Raw genomic sequence first — 18,499 nt, forward strand, 5'->3', positions numbered from 1 at the left:
TCCCCGAGCCCCCCGCTCGCCGCCTGACCGATGCCCCGCCATGTTTGCCCTGCCCCCGACCCTGTCCATCCGGAACCTGCCGCGCACGCTCGAAGCCAACGTGCCGCTCAAGGCTCTTCGTGACATGAAGAACCGGCTGGTGCTTGGGGCGGAAGCGCCGCTATCGGACGAATGCATCTACATCGATCCGCAGCAGGTGACCCATGCCTACATTGCCAATGGCACGTCCGAGGCGCCTCGGTTCCGACGCCGGCACTCCGGGCTGGTTCGCGACGGAGACTGGGACCGCTCGGTCAAGCTTGTTGGCGACGGCGTGAAGGAACGCGCCGTGAAGGACCATTTCCTAAACAACGTCTGTTGGGAAGAGACCGGAATCATCGACTACCTTATGAGCGATGTGCACCGGAAAGGCAGTGCGGACGGCTTCTCGACTGTCGAGGAGATCAAGGCCCGTTACGCCCGCATGGACGCGCTCTTCGAGGACATCCGCCGCAGCGGACGAATGAAGACCCGCGCCGAGCTCGATTCCTACCTGCGCCGCGAGCATGGCGGCGTCTATGTGCATATTGCGCGCGACGGCACGCCGCTGAAGGCCGGCGGCGGCACACACCGCCTGATCATCGCAAAGCTGCTGGGCCTGCGACGGATGCCGGCGCATCTTGGGGTGATCCATGCAGAGGCCGTGCGCAACGGCCTGATGAAGGATCTACGCGCGCCCGGGTGACCGCCCGCCCGTCGCGCGGCTTCAGCTCTTGAGCAGCGCCTCGACCCGGGCCACGAAATCCTCGCCCCGACGTTCGAAACTGTCGTATTGATCGAAGCTCGCCGCGGCGGGGGCGAGCAGAATGGTCTCTCCCGTCTTTGCATCGGCATGGGCGCGCGCGACGGCCTGTTCCATGGTGCCGCAGATTTCGGTCTCGACACCCTCGCCCAGCCCGAGCGCGAAATGCTCCGCCTCGCGGCCGATCACATAGGCCTTCACGACGCCGCCGAGATGCGGATGCAGCCCCACCAGCCCGCCTTCCTTCTCCAGCCCGCCGCAGATCCAGCGGATGCCGGTGAAGGCCTGCAGCGCCTTGGCGGCGCTGTCGATATTGGTGGCCTTGGAATCGTTGACGAAGCGCACGCCGCCGGCTTCGGCCACCAGCTGGCTGCGGTGCGGCAGCCCGGCGAAGCTGTGCAGGGCGCTTTCGATCACCCGCGGCGCAATCCCCAGCGAACGGGCCACCGCGTAGGCGGCGCAGGCATTCTGGTGGTTGTGCGCCCCCGGCAGTCCACGCACCTCGCGCAGGTCGATCGAGGCGAGCTGCCGGCCCTTGCGGTACTCGGCCAGGAATCCCTTGCGCGCAAATACGGACCAGCCCGGGCCGGCGAGCTTCTGGCCCGCCGAGACCCGGATCACCCGGTCGTCGGCAGCCCCCTGCGAGAGTTGGCCGGCGAGAAACAGCCCCTCGTCCTCGTCCACGCCGATCACCGCCCGGTCCGGCCCGCCCTCGGCGAAGAGCCGGCGCTTGGCGGCGAAATAGCCGCCGTAGCCGCCGTGGCGGTCGAGGTGGTCGGGCGAGAGGTTGGTGAAGACGGCGATGTCGGGGGTCAGCGCGCGGGCAAGGTCAGTCTGGTAGGAGCTGAGCTCCAGCACCACCACGCCGCCATCCTCCGGAGGGTCGATGTCGAGCACGCCGCGGCCGATGTTTCCGGCCAGCTGCACCTCGCGCCCGCTCTCGGCCACGAGGTGCGCGATCAGCGCCGAGGTCGTCGACTTGCCGTTGGAGCCGGTGACGGCGACCACCTTGGGCGGGACGTCGAAACTGTCCCAGCGATCAGTCGCGAGGGAGCGGAAGAACAGGCCTATATCGTTGTCGACCGGGACGCCGGCCTTGAGCGCGGCGGCGATGGCGCGATGGGGGCTGGGGTAAAGATGCGGGATTCCGGGAGACGTGACCAGCATCGCCACATCGTCGAACGCCCCCTTCGCGGTCGGGTCGTGCAGCACGAATCCCTCGGCCTCGGCGCGCTCGCGGCCGGGCGCGCCGTCGTCCCAGCAGAGCGGCAGGCCGCCGCCGGCCTGGATGGCGCGGGCGGCCGTGAGGCCGGAGCGGCCCAGACCGAGAATGAGGATCTTCTGTCCTTCGACGCCTCTGACGGGGATCATGCCTTGCCTCCTGCTGTGAGCGGGCGGGCGCCCTCGGGCGCCGACGCTGTCTGCGTCTTTGCCCTTTGGGCGGTGGCGCGCGCAAGCGCGCGCGTGCCTTCGGCAGGGTATTTTCTGCCAAGAAGATGATTGGCCGCGGGGCGTCTCACCAGGGGATCGGCTTGCGGCGGCGGAAGAAGCCACCGGTGGGGCCGTCCTGCGGCAGGGTGGCGAACCAGAGCGGCGTGTCGGCGCCGTCCGCGATGCTGGTGGGCGCGCCCGCGCCACCCATGCGGGTCCGGTCCCAGCCCGGACAGGCCGCGTTGATCTTGACCGTGTCGGGCAGCTCCCGGGAGAGCGCGAGCGTCAGAGCGTTGAGCGCGGCCTTGGCGGTGCCGTAGGCGCCCGGCCCTTCGAGCCCCTCGGCAAAGGCGACCCAGCCGGAAGAGAGGTTGACGATGCGCCCGTAGCCGCGTGCCATCATGCCAGGGGCCAGCGCGTGGATCAGGCGGAACGGGCCGTCGACCATCACCGCCATGCATTCGAAGAACCCGTCGGGATTGGCGAGCATGCCGCCCTTCGGCAGCACGCCTGCGTTGTTGACGAGGATGTCGAAGTCAGCCGCCTCGAACTGCGCCAGCGTGTCGGGGCGGGCGAGGTAGGCCTGTGTCAAGGCGCAGCCCAGCTCGGCCGCCGCCGCAGCGCCCGCCTCCGGGTCGCGCGCGGTGAGGGTGACGTCGACACCCTGTGCAACGAGGCCGGCCGCGATGGCGCGCCCGATGCCACGATTTCCGCCGGTTACCAGAGCGGCCTTCGACATGGCCCTCCCTTCGCCTCAGCGGATCTTGAGCGTCGCGAGGCCGATCAGGGCCAGGATCAGCGAGATGATCCAGAAACGGATAACGATCTGCGGCTCGGCCCAGCCGCGTTTCTCGAAATGGTGGTGGATCGGCGCCATCAGGAACACCCGTTTGCCGGTGCGCTTGAAATAGGCCACCTGGATGATAACCGAGAGCGCCTCGACCACGAAGAGTCCGCCGACGACGGCCAGCACGATCTCGTGCTTGCTCGAGACCGCGATGGCGCCCAGAGCGCCGCCGAGCGCGAGCGAGCCGGTGTCGCCCATGAAGACCGCCGCGGGCGGCGCGTTGTACCACAGGAAGCCCAGTCCCCCGCCAATCAGTCCCGCGACGAAGACCAGCAGTTCGCCGGTGCCGGGCACGTAGTGCAGGCCGAGATACTCGGTATAGTCAGCCCGGCCGACGAAATAGGCGATCAGCCCGAGCGTGCCGGCCGCGATCATCACTGGCATGATCGCCAGCCCGTCGAGTCCGTCGGTCAGGTTCACCGCGTTCGCCGCACCCACGATCACGATCATCGCGAAGGGCACGAAGAAGAAGCCGAGGTTGATCAGCGCGTCCTTGAAAACCGGCAGGGCGAGTTGGTTGGTCAGTTCCGCCGGATGCGCCCAGGCCGCCAGGCCGGACGCCAGCGCGGCGATCAGGAAGCCCAACCCGAGCCGCATCCGGCCTGATACGCCCGCGGTGTTGTTCTTGGAAACCTTGGCATAATCGTCGGCGAAGCCGATTGCGCCGAAGCCGATGGTCACGAAGAGCACGATCCAGACGAAGATATGGTCAAGCCTTGCCCAGAGAAGGGTCGACACGATCAGCGCGCCGAGGATCAGCACACCGCCCATGGTCGGCGTGCCGGCCTTGACGAAATGCCCCTCCGGCCCGTCGGCGCGGATCGGCTGGCCCTTGCCTTGCTTGCGCCGGAGCAGATTGATCAGCGGACGGCCGAACAGGAAGCCGAAGATCAGCGCGGTAAAGAACGCGCCGCCCGTCCGGAAGGTGATGTACCGGAACAGGTTGTAGAAATCACCGCCGTCGGAAAGCTCTGTCAGCCAGTAGAGCATTGCCCCTGCCCCTCAAATATCATCCGGGAGCGCTTGTCCCAGTTTTCGGATCGCGTCAACAACCCTTGCGAGCCGGATGCCGAGCGATCCCTTTACCAGCACGATGTCGCCGGCATCGATCAGGTGGTGGACCTCGCCCGCCATGGCGGTGCTGTCCTTTGCCCAGCGGCCCCGTCGAGTCCGCGGCAGCGCTTCCCAGAGCGCGCGCGAGCGAGGGCCGACGCAATGGACGACGTCGATGGTCTCCATTGCCGGATGACCGGCCAGGGCCGCGTGCAACTCCGCCTCGCGCGGGCCGAGTTCCAGCATGTCGCCAAGGATCGCGATGCGCCGCCCGTGGCTGACGCGGCCGACGCCGTCGACGGGCGTGCTGGCCGCCAGCATGTCGAGCGCGGCGCCCACCGAGGCGGGGTTGGCGTTGTAGGAATCGTCGATCATGTCGAAGGTCAGACGGTCCTGCACGATGTCGAGCGCGATGGTCTCGCGTACGCCCCGGCCCTCATAGGGCAGCCAGCGGCCGAGATCGCCGGCAGCCAGCGCCATGTCGGCGCCGAGCGCCGTGGCAACCGCCAGCGCGGCGAGGCCGTTCATGGCGAAGTGGCGTCCCGGCGATCCGATCTTGAACAGCAGCGGGTGTGCGACGCCGTCGGGGCCGGCCAGCCGGGCCCGAGCGACGGTTTGGCCATCCTTCAGGAAGGCGTCGAGCAGTTGCGCCTCGATGCCGGAGGAGCCGAACCGCAGGATCCGGGCCTGCTTCGCCTCGGCGGCCGCTTGCAGGATCGGCGCGGTCTCGATATCGGCATTGAGCACGGCCACGCCGCCCGGGCGCAGCCCGTCCATGATGGTGGCCTTCTCGCGGGCGATGCCCTCGACGCTCTCGAAGGCTTCGAGATGCGCCGGCGCGACGATGGTGACGATCGCGGCGTCGAGGTCCGCGAGCCGCGCCAGCGGGGAGATCTCACCAGGGTGGTTCATGCCGATCTCGATCACCGCATAATCGGCATCGGCCGGCATCCGCGCCAGCGTCAGCGGCACGCCCCAGTGGTTGTTGTAGCTCTTCTCGGCCGCGTGGACCTTGCCCTGCCCGCCGAGAATGGCGCGCAGCATCTCCTTGGTGGAGGTCTTGCCGACCGAACCGGTGACACCGATCACCCTGGCAACGGTGCGCGCCCGCGCGGCGACGGCGAGCGCCTCCAGCCCCTTAAGCACGTCCTCGACCACGAGCAGCGGTGCGTCGGGCGCCACGCCCTCCGGCACCCGGCTGACCAGCGCCGCGGCAGCGCCACGCGCCAGGGCGTCGGCCACGAAGTCATGGCCGTCGCGTACGTCCTTGAGCGCCACGAAGAGCGCGCCGGGTTCGAGCGAGCGGGTGTCGATCGAGACGGAGGTCGCTTCCCACGGGGCGGTGACCTTCCCGCCGGTGGCGCGGGCGGCGGCGTCGGAGGTCCAGAGCGCGGTCATGTCAGGTGTCCGTCGAGAGCGGCCACGGCGACGCTGGCCTGTTCCACGTCATCGAAGGGATAGACCACGTCGCCCACGGTCTGCCCCTGTTCGTGCCCCTTGCCGGCGATCAGCAGCGCATCGCCCGGTTGCAGTGCATCGACACCGCGCAGGATCGCCTCGGCCCTGTCGCCGACCTCGGTTGCCTCCCGGCAGCCCTCCATCACTGCGGCCCGGATCGCCGCCGGGTCTTCGCTGCGGGGATTGTCGTCGGTGACGAAGGCGACGTCGGCGTTCTCGGCCACCGCCTGCCCCATCAGCGGCCGCTTGGTGGTGTCCCGGTCGCCGCCGGCGCCGAAGACGCAGATCAGTCGCCCCATGACATGCGGGCGCAGCGCCTTGAGCGCGGTCGCCAGCGCATCGGGCGTGTGCGCGTAATCGACGAAGACCGACGCGCCGTTGCTGCGGGTCGCAGCAAGCTGCATCCGGCCGCGCACGCCCTTGAGCTTCGGCAGGGCGGCAAAGACCTCTGCCGGGTCGCTGCCGGAGCCGATGGCGAGGCCTGCGGCCACCATCACGTTTTCCGACTGGAAGCCGCCGATCAGTTCCAGCCGCGCCTGGCGCACCGTGCCGTTCCAGGAGAACCGCAGGTCCTGGCCGGTGCTGTCGAACCGCAGTCCGAGGATGCGCAGGTGGTTGTTCTCGCCGCGACCGACGCGGATCACCTCCAGCCCGGCGTCTTCGGCGACCTCGGCCATCTCGGGGCCCCTGAGGCTGTCCATCTGGATCACCGCCACGCCGTCCTCGGACAGAACGCGCGTGAATAGGCCCGCCTTGGCGGCGAAGTAGTCGTCGAAATCGGCGTGGTAGTCGAGGTGGTCCTGCGTGAGGTTGGTGAAACCCGCCGCCGCGAGCCGCACTCCGTCGAGCCGTTTCTGAGCCAGGCCGTGGGAGCTGGCCTCCATCGAGGCATGGGTCACACCCTGCGCTGCGGCCTCGGCAAGAACCCCGTGCAGGGTGATCGGCTCAGGCGTTGTATGGCCGAGCGGCGCCTCCCAGGCGCCCTCGACGCCAGTGGTGCCGATGTTTACTGCCGGAAGCCCCATCGCGGACCAGATCTGCCGGGTGAAGCTAGCCACGGAGGTCTTGCCGTTGGTGCCGGTCACGGCGACGACCACCTCAGGCTGGGCGCCGAACCAGAGCGCGGCGGCATAAGCCAGCGCGGCGCGCGGGTCCTCGACCACGACAAGCGCCGCGGGGCTGCCCGCGAGTTCGTCGGCGGCGATGCGCGCGCCTTCGGCATCGGTCAGGATGGCCCCGGCGCCCATGCGCAGCGCGTATTGAATGAACTCGCCGCCATGGACGCGGATACCGGGAAGCGCGGCGAACAGGTGGCCGGGCTTCACTTTGCGGCTGTCGACGGAAAGCCCGGTCACCACCGCTTCGGCCCCGCCCTGCGCGGTCAGGCCAAGCGCGGCCAGGGATTTCGTCATTGTCTCGCTCATGCCGTCCCACCCCATTTCGTCAGGGTCCGGGCGCTACCGCGGCGGCGCGCCCCGGACCGCTCCCGCATCCGATGCGGCCCCTTTACGATCCTTTTGGCCGCGGGGTCCACAGCTCAATTCGACGTGCGGACGACCGCCACCTCGGCCCCGGGTTCCGGCGCGGGACGCAGGCCCAGAAGCGGCGCGGTGCGCTCGATGATCTCGGCGGCGACGGGAACCGAGGTCCAGCCGGCTGTCCGGCGCGGCGTCGACCCGGAGGTTTCGACCGGCTCGTCGAGAGTCACGATCAGCACGTATTTCGGATCATGTGCGGGAAAGACGCTGGCGAATGTGGCGATCACCTTGTCGCTGTAGTAACCGCCGTTGGGCTTGGGCTTGTCGGCGGTGCCGGTCTTGCCGCCGACGGCATAGCCAGGCACGTCACCGAAGCTGGCGGTGCCGCTGCTGACGACGGCGCGAAGCATCTTGCGCGCCTCCTTGGAGACACGTTCGCTCACCACCCGTTCGCCGACCTGCGGCGCGCTGCGGCGCAACAGCGTCGGCGTGACCTTGGTGCCGCCGTTCAGCAACGAGGCATATCCTGCCGCGAGGTGCACCGGGCTCGAGGAGATCCCGTGGCCGTAGGACACGGTGATGGTGCTGATCTCCGTCCAGCGCGGCGGCAGCAACGGCTTGCCGGTGGGCGCCTCGACCATCTCCAGGTCGGTCGCCTTGAGGAAGCCGAGCCTGTCGAGAAACGACTGCTGCCGCTCCGCCCCAATCGCCAGCGCCATCTTGGCGGTGCCGACGTTCGAGGAGTTCACGATCACGTCGGTGACCGAGAGCTTGCCGTAGTTCTTGTTGCGAAATTCCTTGATGCTGAACTTGCCCCACCGCATCGGCGCGTTGGCGTCGATGATCGTGTCGGGATTGACCAGCCCGAGGTCCATAGCCTGCGCGGCGGTGAAAATCTTGAACACCGAGCCCAGTTCATAGACGCCCTGCACGGCGCGGTTGAACAGCGGGCTGTCGCCGGGATCGCCCTTGAGCAGCGGCGACGGCCGGTCGTTGGGGTCAAAATCGGGCAGCGAGATCATCGACAGGATCTCACCGGTGTGCACGTCCATGAGCACCGAGCTGGCGCCCTTGGCGTTCATCAGCTTCATGCCGGCTTCGAGGATTTCGCGGGAGGTCGCCTGCACGGTGAGGTCGATGGAGAGCTGCAGCGGCGCGCCCTTGTTGGCCGGATCGCGCAGCCAGGCGTCGAACTGCTTCTCGACGCCAGCGGTGCCGATCACCTCGGCCGAATGCACCCCCTCGCGACCGAAACTGGCGCCGCCGAGGATGTGGGCGGCGAGCTGTCCGTTCGGGTAGAGGCGCATTTCGCGCGGGCCGAAAAGCAGGCCGGGCTCGCCGATGTCATGCACCAGCTGCATCTGCTCCGGGCTGAGTTTCTTCTTGATCCACAGAAACTTGCGAGAGCCCGTGAAATCCTTCAGCAGCTCCGCCTCGTCGAGATCGGGAAAGATCAGCGACAGCTCGTGCGCGGCGCGCTCCGGGTCCACGAGATCGCGGGTCTGGGCATAGAGCGAGTGGGTCGACAGGTTGGTAGCAAGGATGCGGCCGTTGCGGTCGACGATGTTGGCGCGCTGCGCCACGATCTCGGAATCGGTCGAGGCGACCTGCACCTCGGAGGGTTCGCCGGCGGCCAGCAGCCCCATGCGCACGCCAATCACCGAATAGGCGCAGACGAAGCAGAGCGCGAGCACGAAGAGCCGGCCCTCGGCGCGGTGGCGCATCCGGTCGCGCATCGCCTCGTGGCGCAGGCGCAGGTTCTCGCGTTCGATGGCATCGGGATTCTCGCCCTTCTCGCGTGCGGAGAGGATCCGCGCGAGTGGGCGCAGCGGCGTGCGGATCACGGGAACTGTCCTCCGACCTTCAAGTGACCTGCAACCTCGATCGGCATGGTGACGGGCAGCATCGGCGGCGGCGGGAAGGCCACCTGCTCCACCGAGCCGAACTGCTCGGGACGCAGCGGCAGCAGGCCAAGGCTGTCGAAGTTGATTTCGGCCAGTTCGGCCAGCCGCCCGGGGCGGTTGAGATAGGCCCATTCAGCCTCGAGCACGGCCAGCGTCTCGCGCAGGGTGCCGATCTCGCGCTTGAGCGCCGCGGAGTCCTTGAGCGCCGCCTGGGTGCGGTAGTTCTCCTGGTAGGCCCAGAAGGCGAGCCCCATCACGACAAGAGCCGACGTCAGGTAGAAAAGCGTCTTCACGGCGTCTCCTTTCACCAGCCCTGCGGGGCGGGCAGCCCGGGGGCAGTGCGAGCAGTTGGGGTGTTCGGGGTACTGGTGCCGGCGATCTCGGGAAGACCGTCGGTGCGGTTCGGGTGGCGCGAAAACAAGCGGAGCTGTGCAGCCAGCGTCTCGCGCAGCGCGCCGATGGCCGGCGCGGCCTCGTTTCGGGACGATTCCGGTTCCTGGAAGGCCCAGACGGCGACGCCGGTCACGGCGAGCACGGATGTCAGGTAGATCGGCTTTTTCATCTGGCCTCCTTCCACCAGTCCTTCGGGCCGGGAAGGCCGAGGGCGGTGCGGTCGATGGGGGTGATCGGAGCGCCGGTCCGTTCGGCAACGCGAAGCTTGGCGGACCTTGAGCGCGGGTTGACGGCGATTTCCTCGTCGGAGGGACCGATGGCGCGGCGCGACCGCAGCCGGAACTGCGCCGCCTCTTCCGCGGCCTCCGGGGCATAGCGGTTCGCCCGCGCCGAGCTGCCGGAGCGCGCCTGGAGAAAGCGCTTCACCACGCGATCCTCCAGCGAATGAAAGCTGACCACCGCAAGCTTGCCGCCCGGCTTCAGGGCCCGCTCGGCGGCCTGAAGCCCCGCGATCAGCTCGCCGAACTCGTCATTCACGGCGATGCGGATGGCCTGGAAGCTGCGGGTGGCGGGGTGGATCTGCCCCGGACGCGGACGCGGCAGGCAGGCGGAGACCGCTTCGGCCAGTTGCAGCGTGTTGTCGAAGGGGCGGACGGCGACGATGGCGCGGGCGATCCGGCGCGCGGCGCGCTCCTCGCCGTAATGATAAAGAATGTCAGCCAGCTCCGCCTCGGGCAGCGTGTTGACGAGATCGGCGGCAGAAGGCCCCTGCCCGCTCATCCGCATGTCGAGCGGCCCGGCCTTCTGGAAGGAAAAGCCGCGCTCGGCCTGGTCGAGCTGCATCGAGGAGACGCCGAGATCGAGCACCACCCCGTCGAGCGGCGCGCCGGCATGGAGGTCGAGCTCGGAAAACGTCCCCTCGACGAGGTGCAGCCGGTTGCCGAATTCCTCCTGCATGGGCGCGGCCATGGCCAGTGCCGCCGGATCGCGGTCAACACCGATCACACGCTCCGCCCCGGCCTCCAGAAGCCGGCGCGTATAGCCGCCGGCGCCGAAGGTGCCGTCAAGCCAGAGCCCGCCGACAGGCGCAACGGCCTCGATCAGCGGGTCGATCAGCACGGGAATGTGGGGAGCCTTGTCGTTCCGGGGGGTACGGGCAGCAGCAGCCATCGCCTAGAAGCCTCCCTCCTCCAGAAGAACCAGCGGATCCATATCGTCGGGCAACTCGTCGAGCAGCGCTTCGGTCTGCGGCGCAATCTCGCCCTCGTAGGTCTCGGGGTTCCAGATGTGGAACGTGTCATGGGCGGCAACGAAAAGTGCATCCCCTTCCAGCCCGATCATCTCGCGGATCCAGGTCGGGATCAGCATGCGGCCGTTGTCGTCGACGACGACCGGATGAGTCTGTGCGCTGAAATAGGCTTCCATCGCACGGCGCTGCTTCGAGCCGCGCTGAAGCGCACCGATCTTGGCGTCGACCTCTGCGATCGCCTCCATCGTGTAGCATTCGAGATATTTGAAGCGTTTGGCGGTGCCGTAGTGAATCACCAGGTTGGGCTGCAATCCCTCGGTCCAATCCGGATCGGAGGCTTCAAGCACACGGCGGAAGGTAGCGGGCACGGAGACCCTGCCCTTTCCATCCACCTTGTGGCGGCCCTGACCTCTGAACACTCGCGCCAAGGATTGCGCTCCTTGCTGCCTCTGCCTCGTTCCCGGCCCTCCGGAATGAAAACGGCGGATCAGACTGCTGCCACTGTCTGATCCGCCGCCCTCGTCCCATCACTGGGTGCGTCCGATCGCGCGTGCCACCTGGGGGGATGTCTGCTCGCTCACGCGTCGGATCTCTTTGTTCGATGAAAAGCGGGTGCCTGTATGAAACCTGACTTTGGGAAGTTTCGGGGTCTGTCGCCCCTTTTCTGTGCCCGTCCTCATCGTGTGAAATCTTTATGCCGTGGCACCAATTAGAAATCAATAACACTTTGCCCCACCCACCCCCACTCCGTGCCATTGATGCCACAGCGCCGCTTTGGGCAAACCCAAAAATTGGAAGGTATAGCGGTCTTGTAAAAAATGGACACTACATATGCCAAGCTCAGCCCGGCGAAAAAATCCCCCGACAATCCCCAACTCACCCAGCACCGCAGCCAGAAACCAGGCTCGTGGAGGGTCGTTCCCATGAATTCCCACTCGAATCTCTATGGAATCACGACCGAATCGCGCCAAGTCCCGGATTCGTGATTCTGCGCCGGATCACGAGGTGGAGCTTCGGTGTCATGAATTCCCATCGGGGGGAGGATTTCCCACCCCGACCCATGCGCCTCCCGGTTGACGTCACCGGAAACGAGAACGGGAGGGGTCAGCCCCTCCCGTTACAGCACCGCAATCCTGGCCGGGTGTCAGGCCATCCCACCGCCGATCAGCCGCCGGGCAAGATCGGCATAGGCGGCGCCGGCCGTGCCATCGCCCAAAGCCACAGGCGCCCCGGCATCTCCGGCCAGGCGCGTCTCCAGTTCCAGCGGCAGCGCCCCGAGGAAGGGAACCTTGAGGGTCTCGGCCTCGGCCATCACCCCACCATGACCGAACAGATGCGCTTCGTGGCCGCAGCTGGGACATATATAAGTAGACATGTTCTCGATGAGCCCGAGCACCGGGACGTTGAGCTTGCCGAACATGTTGATCGCACGGCGGGCGTCGATCAGCGCCACGTCCTGCGGCGTGGAGACCACGATGGCGCCGGTCAGCTTGTAGCGCTGGCCCAGGGTGAGCTGCACATCGCCCGTGCCCGGCGGCAGGTCGATAATCAGGACGTCGAGCGTGCCCCAGTTCACGTCACCAAGCATCTGCTGCAGCGCGCCCATCAGCATCGGCCCCCGCCAGATCACCGCCTCGGCCTCCTTGAGAAGCGAGCCCATGGACATGAGCGTCACCCCGTGCGCGCGTAGCGGCTCGATCTTCTTGCCGTCCGGTGAGCCCGGCCTGGCGGTGGTGCCCATCATGCGCGGCTGCGATGGACCATAGATGTCGGCGTCGAGCAGCCCCACCTTGCGCCCCTGCCGCGCCAGCGCGACCGCGAGGTTCGCCGAAACCGTGGACTTGCCGACCCCGCCCTTGCCCGAGCCGACCGCGAGGATGCGGCCGATACCGGAAATGCTGGCCGGACCGGAGGATTGCGGGGTGGGATGGCGTCCCATCTTGAGGCTGGGCGGCGCGGAGGCCGGTGCCCCGGCGGGGCCGTGCGCGGTCAGGACAACGGAAACGCCCTGCACGCCGTCGAGACGCGCCACCGCGGCCTCGGCGGCCTGGCGCACTGGCTCCATGGCCCGCGCCGCCTCGGGAGTCGGCGCCTCCAGCACGAAGGAAACCCGCCCGCTCGAATCGAGCGTCAGCGCCCTCACCAGATCGTTTGAGACCAGATTGCCACCATCGGGCAAGGAAACGGCCCCCAGTGCCTTGACAACATCTTCACGCGAAACCGCCATCGCCCACTCCATCAGCCGAAATTTCCGGAATCTAGGTATACCCCCACGCGCCGGACGCAACCCGCCTTACATTTACGCTCACGTAATGTGCAAATCGCCCGAAAATAGGTCAGCAGGACACATGCAATTGCTGCATAGCAGCATTGAGGTTTCGACTGATTGCGCAACCACGATTGGTAGCTATCTTTGGTTTCAACGAGGGCGCTAACACAAGCTTCGACGGACGGAAGCAGCGCTCACAGGAAACGAAACAGCAAGATCGGGTTTCACCCCGGCGGCACACGGATCGGGCCTCGCCCGACGACTCGAGTAGGAAACGCGCCATGACGACGACGCACAACGCAGACTTCGGCCTGAGCCAAAACCGCGCTCTTTCGCTGATCGACAGCGTCCGCGCCCGCATCGCGCAGGCTCACGTCTACCACCAGACGGTTCGCAGTCTCTCGGCTCTGTCCGACAGGGATTTGCGGGACCTCGGCCTGAGCCGTGCGATGATCCGGTCGGTCGCGAAGGAGGCCGCGCAGGCGGCCTGACAAGAGATACAGAGTTCAGAAACCCGTCCTCCTCCCTGGGTTATCTGATCGGCGGTGACACCTCTCCTCCTCCCTGGTGTCACCGCCACAGAATAACGCCCGAAAGGGCAGACATACGAAGCCAGCCCTCTCCTCCTCCCTGGGTTCGGTTTCGGCGGCAGCACCCTCCTCCTCCCTGGTGCGCCGCACCCCTACAACGCCGGCCAAGGTCGGCAGACATGAGATCAGAGAACCCGTCCTCCTCCCTGGGTTGTCTGTATTTCGGCGGCGACACCTCCCTCCTCCCTGGTGTCGTCGCCACCCCTTACACCGCCGGCCAAGGCCGGCAGACATGAGATCAGAGAACCCGTCCTCCTCCCTGGGTTGTCTGTATTTCGGCGGCGACACCCTCCTCCTGCCTGGTGTCGCCGCCACCCCTTAAACGCCGGCCAAGCCCGGCTGACATGAGATCAGAGAACCCGTCCTCCTCCCTGGGTTGTCTGTATTTCGGCGGCGACACCTCCCTCCTCCCTGGTGTCGTCGCCACCCCTTACACCGCCGGCCAAGGCCGGCAGACATGAGATCAGAGAACCCGTCCTCCTCCCTGGGTTGTCTGTATTTCGGCGGCGAAACCTCCCTCCTCCCTGGTGTCGCCGCCTTTTTTGTTTCCTGACTCCGGAACGACGCTTACCTCCTGCAGAAAGCGCATGGCGGGCATACCCGTTTGAGGAATTGTCCATACTGCGGCGATGGCTATCTCTGGGTCACAAGAGAGCGCTAACACTTCCCTCCCCGGCGCCCTCTTGGAAGTCCCGGACAGGGGTCCGGGATCCGACCAAGGATCGACCGAATGGACTATGCTGCAAACTCTCCCATCGCCGCCGGCGCCAGCCGGAGCTTTCTTTCCGCCGCTCTCGACGGCCTGAAGGCGCTCTATCGCCGTCAGGCAAGTTACCTCCGCACCACGGGCGAGTTGAAGGAACTGACCGACCGCGAGCTTGCAGACCTTGGTTTCAACCGCGCGGACATCTCCGCGATCGCCCGCACCGCATCCCGGGCCGCCTGACCTCGCCGGCATCCATAGCGGCGGCGCCTGATTTCAACGCCGCCTTTTTCATGTGCCAACCTGTGCGTTTCGCAGCAAAACTCCAACTCAGCCCTCCAATTGCTGCATAGCAGCATTGACCAAACGGGACGTTGCAACATCGGGCCAAGGCATTACTTTTGAATAGAAGATAGCGCTAACGGGCAGCCCCAGACCCGGAAGCAGACAGCAGTATCTCCGGCTCCGGGCCGGCTCGAAAAAGGAAACAGGACAATGGAAAACGCAATTCGCTCCACCGCCGCCATCAACGGCAACTCTGCTCTCACCGGCGTGCTCGGCGCCGCCCGGACCCGCCTCGCGCAGTATCGCCTGTACCGCCAAACGGTGCGCGAACTGAGCTCGCTGAGCGACCGCAACCTGGCCGACCTCGGCCTGAGCCGCTCGATGATCCGCGGCGTGGCGCGCGAGACGGCCTACGCCAAGTAATAACTCGGACAACGGTATTTCGGAGACCCGTTCCTCCTCCCTCGGGCTCTTCGAACAAGACGGCGGCGCCTTCCTCCCAAGGCGCCGCCGTTTCCTTTGGCGCTAACATCATGGCTATGTGCAGAAAATGCATAGCGGGCCTTCGGAGACTGGGGCTACTGAACACCGGTCCAATCGTTAGATTGAGTGTCGAAGAGAGCGCTAACATCCCTCCCGCAGCGCCTCACCGATCGCGCCGGGGAAATGGGTCCCCGGTTACGGAAAAGGATTTCATACGATGGCCTACGCCAACACCGCCACTCAAGTTCGCCCCAACGGCCTGTCCCACTGGATCAACGCCCGGATCGCCGACTACCGCGAAGCCGCCCGCCGCCGCGAAGTCTATCGCCGCACGCTCGGCGAGCTCGAGTCGATGAGCGACCGTGAACTGAACGACCTCGGCATCAGCAGCGCCAGCCTGCGCGACCTGGCTCGCCAGGCTGCCAAAATGGCCTGATACGCACAGAATTCTCTTTCTGGGGCAGCATCCTCCTCCCTGCTGCCCCGGTTTACCGGCCGCGCCATCCTCCCTGGCGCGGCCGTTCCTTTTTTTGGAAACGCGATACGCGCCTGCCTGCTTTGTCGGGAGGCAGGCTCAGTAGAGTGCCTGGAAAAAAACGGGCGCCTGGAGCGCTATCAGGGCCGGAATTCGATGCCGCTGGACTCCATGACCGGACGCGCGGGGCCCCGTTCGTTCCGGTGTACCCGGTCGCACACGGCAATCAGATCCTCGATGTCCACCGGCTTGCGCAAAGCTGCGGCAACGGCCGGCGACATGGCGAAAAGCCTCTTCTGCGAGAAGACGGCCGAGCCTGAGACCACGACCACCTTGCAGGACGGGTTGCGATAGGTCGCGAAGGTCGTCACGGCCAGCGCATCGCGGCCGTTCAGGCACAGGTCCAGCAGGACGAGGTCGTAGGCGCTTGTCTGAAGAGTCTTCAGAGCGGCGGATTCGGTCTCGACCAAAACGACCTCGTGTCCGGACTCCTCCAGGATTCCTGACCAAAGAGACTGTACGTTCGGGTCGTCCTGGACAACCAGTACTCTCATGCACGTGCTCCGAGGCTCGACTGGCGAAGGGGAGCCAGTCAGGACTTACAAGTTATACACAGATTGCCGCGGGTCAAAAGGGCACATCGTCAGCGGAAGCGGCCGGAACCACGAAGTGGGCCACGATCTTTTTCACTCCGGCCTTGTCGAAGGCGATCTCGAGCTTGTCACCCTCTACCCCCACAACGGCACCGTAGCCGAATTTCTTGTGGAACACCCGATCCCCCTGCCCGAAGGACGAGACAGCCTCCAGGTCGATCACCACGTTGCGGCTTTCGCGCGGCTGGCTGATCGCGCGGGTTTCGCCGCGGGCCTGCATCCGCTTCCAGCCCGGCGAATTGTAGACGTCGGCGCGCGAGGCCTTGTCGTGAAGGTCGGAACGGGCCGGCTGCGCAGCGGCGCCATAGCCGCCACCATAAAGGCCCGGCGGCGTGAGCACGTCGACATGCTCTTCCGGCAATTCGTCGATGAAGCGCGACGGCAGCGCCGATTGCCACTGGCCATAGATCCGGCGATTGGCCGCGAAGGAGATGGTGCAGAGCGCCTCGGCCCGCGTGATACCCACATAGGCGAGCCGCCGCTCCTCCTCCAGCCCCTTGAGGCCCGTCTCGTCCATCGCCCGCTGTGAGGGAAACAGCCCGTCCTCCCAGCCCGGCAGGAACACCGCCGGGAACTCCAGCCCCTTGGCGGCGTGCAGCGTCATCAGCGTGACCTTGGCCTCGGCGTCCTCGGTCTCGTTGTCCATGATCAGCGCGACGTGCTCCAGGAAGCCCTGAAGATTGTCGAAATTTTCCAGCGCCTTGACCAGTTCCTTGAGGTTCTCCAGCCGCCCCGGCGCCTCCGGCGTCTTGTCGTTCTGCCAGTGCTCGGTATAGCCCGATTCCTCGAGGATCTGCTCGGCCAACTCGATGTGGCTCTGCTCCGGGTTGCGCGCGGCGACGTGCCAGCGGTCGATGCCGGCCACGAGCTGCGCCAGCGCGGTCGCGCCCTTGCCGGTCAGCCCCTTGGCCGCCAGCAGCACCCGCGCGCCTTCGACGAGGTTCAAGCCATTGGCGCGCGCTGCCACCTGGATCTTCTGCTGCGCCTTGTCGCCCAGCCCCCGCTTGGGCGTGTTGACGATCCGCTCGAATGCCAGATCGTCGTCGGGCGAGACGGCGAGGCGGAAATAGGCCATCGCATCGCGGATCTCGAGACGCTCATAGAAGCGTGGGCCGCCGACCACGCGATACGGCAGGCCGATGGTCAGGAAGCGGTCCTCGAAGGCGCGCATCTGGTGCGAGGCGCGCACGAGGATGGCGCAGTCGTTGAGGCTCATCGGCGGCAGGCCGCGTGTGCCGTGCCCCATGGCCTCGAGTTCCTCGCCGATCCAGCGTGCTTCCTCCTCGCCGTCCCAGTGGCCGATCAGCCGGACCTTCTCGCCGCCCTCGGCCTCGGTCCAGAGCGTCTTGCCCAGCCGCCCCTTGTTGGAGGCGATCACGCCGGAGGCCGCGGCCAGGATGTGCGCCGTGGAGCGGTAGTTCTGCTCCAGCCGGATCACCTTGGCTCCGGGAAAATCCTTTTCGAACCGCAGGATATTACCCACTTCCGCGCCGCGCCAGCCATAGATCGACTGGTCGTCGTCGCCCACGCAGCAGATGTTCTGGTGCCCGCCGGCGAGCAGCCGCAGCCAGAGATACTGCGCAACGTTGGTGTCCTGGTACTCGTCGACGAGGATGAAGCGGAACCAGCGCCGGTATTGCTGCAGCACGTCGTCGTTGCGCTGGAAGATGGTCACCACATGCAGCAGCAAGTCGCCGAAATCGACCGCGTTCAGGGTGCGCAGGCGTTGCTGGTATTCCGCGTAGAGTGCGACGCCCTTGTGGTCGAAGGCGCCCGCCTCGGCGGCAGGCACGTTCTCGGGCAGCCAGGCGCGGTTCTTCCAGTTGTCGATGACATTGGCCAGCAGCCGGGGCGGCCAGCGCTTCTCGTCGATATTCGCGGCAATGATGAGCTGCTTGAGCAGGCGGATCTGGTCGTCCGTGTCGAGGATGGTGAAGTTCGACTTGAGGTCCACCAGCTCGGCATGGCGGCGCAGCAGCTTGACGCAGATCGCGTGGAAGGTGCCGAGCCAGGGCATGCCCTCCACCGACTCGCCGAGCAATCCTGCCACCCGCTCCTTCATCTCCCGCGCCGCCTTGTTGGTAAAGGTGACGGAGAGGATCTCGTTGGGCCGGGCGGCGCCGGTGTTGAGCAGATGCGCGATTCGGGTGGTCAGCGCCTTGGTCTTGCCAGTCCCGGCCCCGGCCAGCATCAGCACCGGCCCCTCCAACGCCTCTACCGCCTCGCGCTGCGCGGGGTTGAGGCCGTCGAGATACGGGGCGGGCCGGCCGGCCATCGCGCGGCGGGACAGCGGAACGGCGGCCTCGAAGGCCTCGCTTTCGTCGAATGTGCTCATGGAACGCACTCTAGCCTGCGCACCAAAGAAGGAAAACCTGTGTTCTCCATGTGTTCCCATCAAACTCGCATGAAATCGCCAAGTTGCTTGAACACGTCAATACCGACGTTTT

18 protein-coding genes are annotated in these 18,499 nt (G+C 66.5%); 5 read left to right on the forward strand and 13 right to left on the reverse strand.

The window, feature by feature from the left end; translation table 11 throughout:
* Window positions 1-40 precede the first annotated feature (40 nt).
* Window positions 41-724, forward strand: coding sequence for a hypothetical protein (locus ACFQ2S_RS14220; RefSeq protein ID WP_386075410.1), 684 nt, complete (start codon window positions 41-43; stop codon window positions 722-724).
* A 21-nt stretch (window positions 725-745) separates the two neighbouring features.
* On the opposite strand, the gene murD is transcribed toward ACFQ2S_RS14220, so the two are convergent.
* From murD to ACFQ2S_RS14275, 11 genes are all read right to left on the reverse strand, one after another.
* Window positions 746-2,152 (reverse strand): UDP-N-acetylmuramoyl-L-alanine--D-glutamate ligase, encoded by a 1,407-nt coding sequence (gene murD, locus ACFQ2S_RS14225; protein ID WP_386075412.1) that lies wholly within the window; start codon window positions 2,150-2,152, stop codon window positions 746-748.
* Window positions 2,153-2,297: 145 nt separating this feature from the next.
* Window positions 2,298-2,951 carry an SDR family NAD(P)-dependent oxidoreductase gene (locus tag ACFQ2S_RS14230; RefSeq protein ID WP_386075414.1) on the reverse strand — a complete coding sequence of 218 codons (654 nt, stop codon included), beginning with the start codon at window positions 2,949-2,951 and terminating at the stop codon, window positions 2,298-2,300.
* Between the two features lie 15 nt (window positions 2,952-2,966).
* Window positions 2,967-4,049: a phospho-N-acetylmuramoyl-pentapeptide-transferase gene (mraY, locus tag ACFQ2S_RS14235; protein ID WP_386075416.1), complete on the reverse strand. Its 1,083-nt coding sequence runs from the start codon at window positions 4,047-4,049 to the stop codon at window positions 2,967-2,969.
* A 12-nt stretch (window positions 4,050-4,061) separates the two neighbouring features.
* Window positions 4,062-5,510, reverse strand: coding sequence for a UDP-N-acetylmuramoyl-tripeptide--D-alanyl-D-alanine ligase (locus tag ACFQ2S_RS14240; RefSeq protein WP_386075418.1), 1,449 nt, complete (start codon window positions 5,508-5,510; stop codon window positions 4,062-4,064).
* Window positions 5,507-6,994: a UDP-N-acetylmuramoyl-L-alanyl-D-glutamate--2,6-diaminopimelate ligase gene (locus ACFQ2S_RS14245; RefSeq protein ID WP_386075420.1), complete on the reverse strand. Its 1,488-nt coding sequence runs from the start codon at window positions 6,992-6,994 to the stop codon at window positions 5,507-5,509. Before ACFQ2S_RS14245 ends, ACFQ2S_RS14240 begins: the two co-directional genes overlap by 4 nt.
* Window positions 6,995-7,107: 113 nt before the next feature.
* Window positions 7,108-8,892, reverse strand: coding sequence for a peptidoglycan D,D-transpeptidase FtsI family protein (locus ACFQ2S_RS14250; RefSeq protein ID WP_386075421.1), 1,785 nt, complete (start codon window positions 8,890-8,892; stop codon window positions 7,108-7,110).
* Window positions 8,889-9,245 (reverse strand): cell division protein FtsL, encoded by a 357-nt coding sequence (ftsL, locus tag ACFQ2S_RS14255; RefSeq protein ID WP_386075423.1) that lies wholly within the window; start codon window positions 9,243-9,245, stop codon window positions 8,889-8,891. Before ftsL ends, ACFQ2S_RS14250 begins: the two co-directional genes overlap by 4 nt.
* Before the next feature lie 11 nt (window positions 9,246-9,256).
* On the reverse strand, window positions 9,257-9,514 hold the full coding sequence (locus ACFQ2S_RS14260; protein ID WP_386075425.1) for a hypothetical protein: 258 nt from the start codon (window positions 9,512-9,514) through the stop codon (window positions 9,257-9,259).
* Window positions 9,511-10,515 (reverse strand): 16S rRNA (cytosine(1402)-N(4))-methyltransferase RsmH, encoded by a 1,005-nt coding sequence (gene rsmH, locus ACFQ2S_RS14265; protein ID WP_386075427.1) that lies wholly within the window; start codon window positions 10,513-10,515, stop codon window positions 9,511-9,513. The genes ACFQ2S_RS14260 and rsmH overlap by 4 nt, the downstream gene beginning before the upstream one ends.
* A 3-nt stretch (window positions 10,516-10,518) precedes the next feature.
* Window positions 10,519-10,962, reverse strand: a complete 444-nt coding sequence (locus ACFQ2S_RS14270) for a division/cell wall cluster transcriptional repressor MraZ (RefSeq protein ID WP_386075428.1) — start codon at window positions 10,960-10,962, stop codon at window positions 10,519-10,521.
* 776 nt (window positions 10,963-11,738) lie between these two features.
* Window positions 11,739-12,821: an Mrp/NBP35 family ATP-binding protein gene (locus ACFQ2S_RS14275; protein WP_386075429.1), complete on the reverse strand. Its 1,083-nt coding sequence runs from the start codon at window positions 12,819-12,821 to the stop codon at window positions 11,739-11,741.
* A gap of 323 nt (window positions 12,822-13,144) precedes the next feature.
* Between ACFQ2S_RS14275 and ACFQ2S_RS14280 the strand changes: the two genes are divergently transcribed.
* From ACFQ2S_RS14280 to ACFQ2S_RS14295, 4 genes are all read left to right on the forward strand, one after another.
* Window positions 13,145-13,354 (forward strand): DUF1127 domain-containing protein, encoded by a 210-nt coding sequence (locus tag ACFQ2S_RS14280; protein ID WP_386075430.1) that lies wholly within the window; start codon window positions 13,145-13,147, stop codon window positions 13,352-13,354.
* Window positions 13,355-14,183: 829 nt separating this feature from the next.
* Window positions 14,184-14,399 (forward strand): DUF1127 domain-containing protein, encoded by a 216-nt coding sequence (locus ACFQ2S_RS14285; protein ID WP_386075432.1) that lies wholly within the window; start codon window positions 14,184-14,186, stop codon window positions 14,397-14,399.
* 252 nt (window positions 14,400-14,651) lie between these two features.
* Window positions 14,652-14,864: a DUF1127 domain-containing protein gene (locus ACFQ2S_RS14290; protein WP_386075433.1), complete on the forward strand. Its 213-nt coding sequence runs from the start codon at window positions 14,652-14,654 to the stop codon at window positions 14,862-14,864.
* A gap of 277 nt (window positions 14,865-15,141) precedes the next feature.
* Window positions 15,142-15,360 (forward strand): DUF1127 domain-containing protein, encoded by a 219-nt coding sequence (locus tag ACFQ2S_RS14295; protein WP_386075435.1) that lies wholly within the window; start codon window positions 15,142-15,144, stop codon window positions 15,358-15,360.
* A gap of 179 nt (window positions 15,361-15,539) precedes the next feature.
* Here ACFQ2S_RS14295 and ACFQ2S_RS14300 read toward each other — a convergent pair whose 3' ends face one another.
* Both ACFQ2S_RS14300 and ACFQ2S_RS14305 read right to left on the reverse strand, forming a co-directional pair.
* Window positions 15,540-15,953: a response regulator gene (locus ACFQ2S_RS14300; protein WP_386075437.1), complete on the reverse strand. Its 414-nt coding sequence runs from the start codon at window positions 15,951-15,953 to the stop codon at window positions 15,540-15,542.
* A 73-nt stretch (window positions 15,954-16,026) separates the two neighbouring features.
* Entirely contained in the window at window positions 16,027-18,387 is a 2,361-nt protein-coding gene (locus ACFQ2S_RS14305) for an ATP-dependent helicase (protein WP_386075438.1), read from the reverse strand.
* Window positions 18,388-18,499: the final 112 nt, after the last annotated feature.

This window comes from Tropicimonas aquimaris, from assembly GCF_042676185.1.
Lineage (GTDB): Bacteria > Pseudomonadota > Alphaproteobacteria > Rhodobacterales > Rhodobacteraceae > Tropicimonas > Tropicimonas aquimaris.

Coding starts and splice junctions, on each gene's coding strand:
- ACFQ2S_RS14290 (WP_386075433.1), top strand. CDS start 14,652: ATGGAAAACGCAATTCGCTCCACCGCCGCCATCAACGGCAACTCTGCT.
- mraY (WP_386075416.1), bottom strand. CDS start 4,049: ATGCTCTACTGGCTGACAGAGCTTTCCGACGGCGGTGATTTCTACAAC.
- ACFQ2S_RS14240 (WP_386075418.1), bottom strand. CDS start 5,510: ATGACCGCGCTCTGGACCTCCGACGCCGCCGCCCGCGCCACCGGCGGG.
- ACFQ2S_RS14295 (WP_386075435.1), top strand. CDS start 15,142: ATGGCCTACGCCAACACCGCCACTCAAGTTCGCCCCAACGGCCTGTCC.
- ACFQ2S_RS14300 (WP_386075437.1), bottom strand. CDS start 15,953: ATGAGAGTACTGGTTGTCCAGGACGACCCGAACGTACAGTCTCTTTGG.
- ACFQ2S_RS14245 (WP_386075420.1), bottom strand. CDS start 6,994: ATGAGCGAGACAATGACGAAATCCCTGGCCGCGCTTGGCCTGACCGCG.
- ACFQ2S_RS14275 (WP_386075429.1), bottom strand. CDS start 12,821: ATGGCGGTTTCGCGTGAAGATGTTGTCAAGGCACTGGGGGCCGTTTCC.
- ACFQ2S_RS14305 (WP_386075438.1), bottom strand. CDS start 18,387: ATGAGCACATTCGACGAAAGCGAGGCCTTCGAGGCCGCCGTTCCGCTG.
- ACFQ2S_RS14230 (WP_386075414.1), bottom strand. CDS start 2,951: ATGTCGAAGGCCGCTCTGGTAACCGGCGGAAATCGTGGCATCGGGCGC.
- ACFQ2S_RS14260 (WP_386075425.1), bottom strand. CDS start 9,514: ATGAAAAAGCCGATCTACCTGACATCCGTGCTCGCCGTGACCGGCGTC.
- ACFQ2S_RS14285 (WP_386075432.1), top strand. CDS start 14,184: ATGGACTATGCTGCAAACTCTCCCATCGCCGCCGGCGCCAGCCGGAGC.
- ACFQ2S_RS14220 (WP_386075410.1), top strand. CDS start 41: ATGTTTGCCCTGCCCCCGACCCTGTCCATCCGGAACCTGCCGCGCACG.
- rsmH (WP_386075427.1), bottom strand. CDS start 10,515: ATGGCTGCTGCTGCCCGTACCCCCCGGAACGACAAGGCTCCCCACATT.
- murD (WP_386075412.1), bottom strand. CDS start 2,152: ATGATCCCCGTCAGAGGCGTCGAAGGACAGAAGATCCTCATTCTCGGT.
- ACFQ2S_RS14280 (WP_386075430.1), top strand. CDS start 13,145: ATGACGACGACGCACAACGCAGACTTCGGCCTGAGCCAAAACCGCGCT.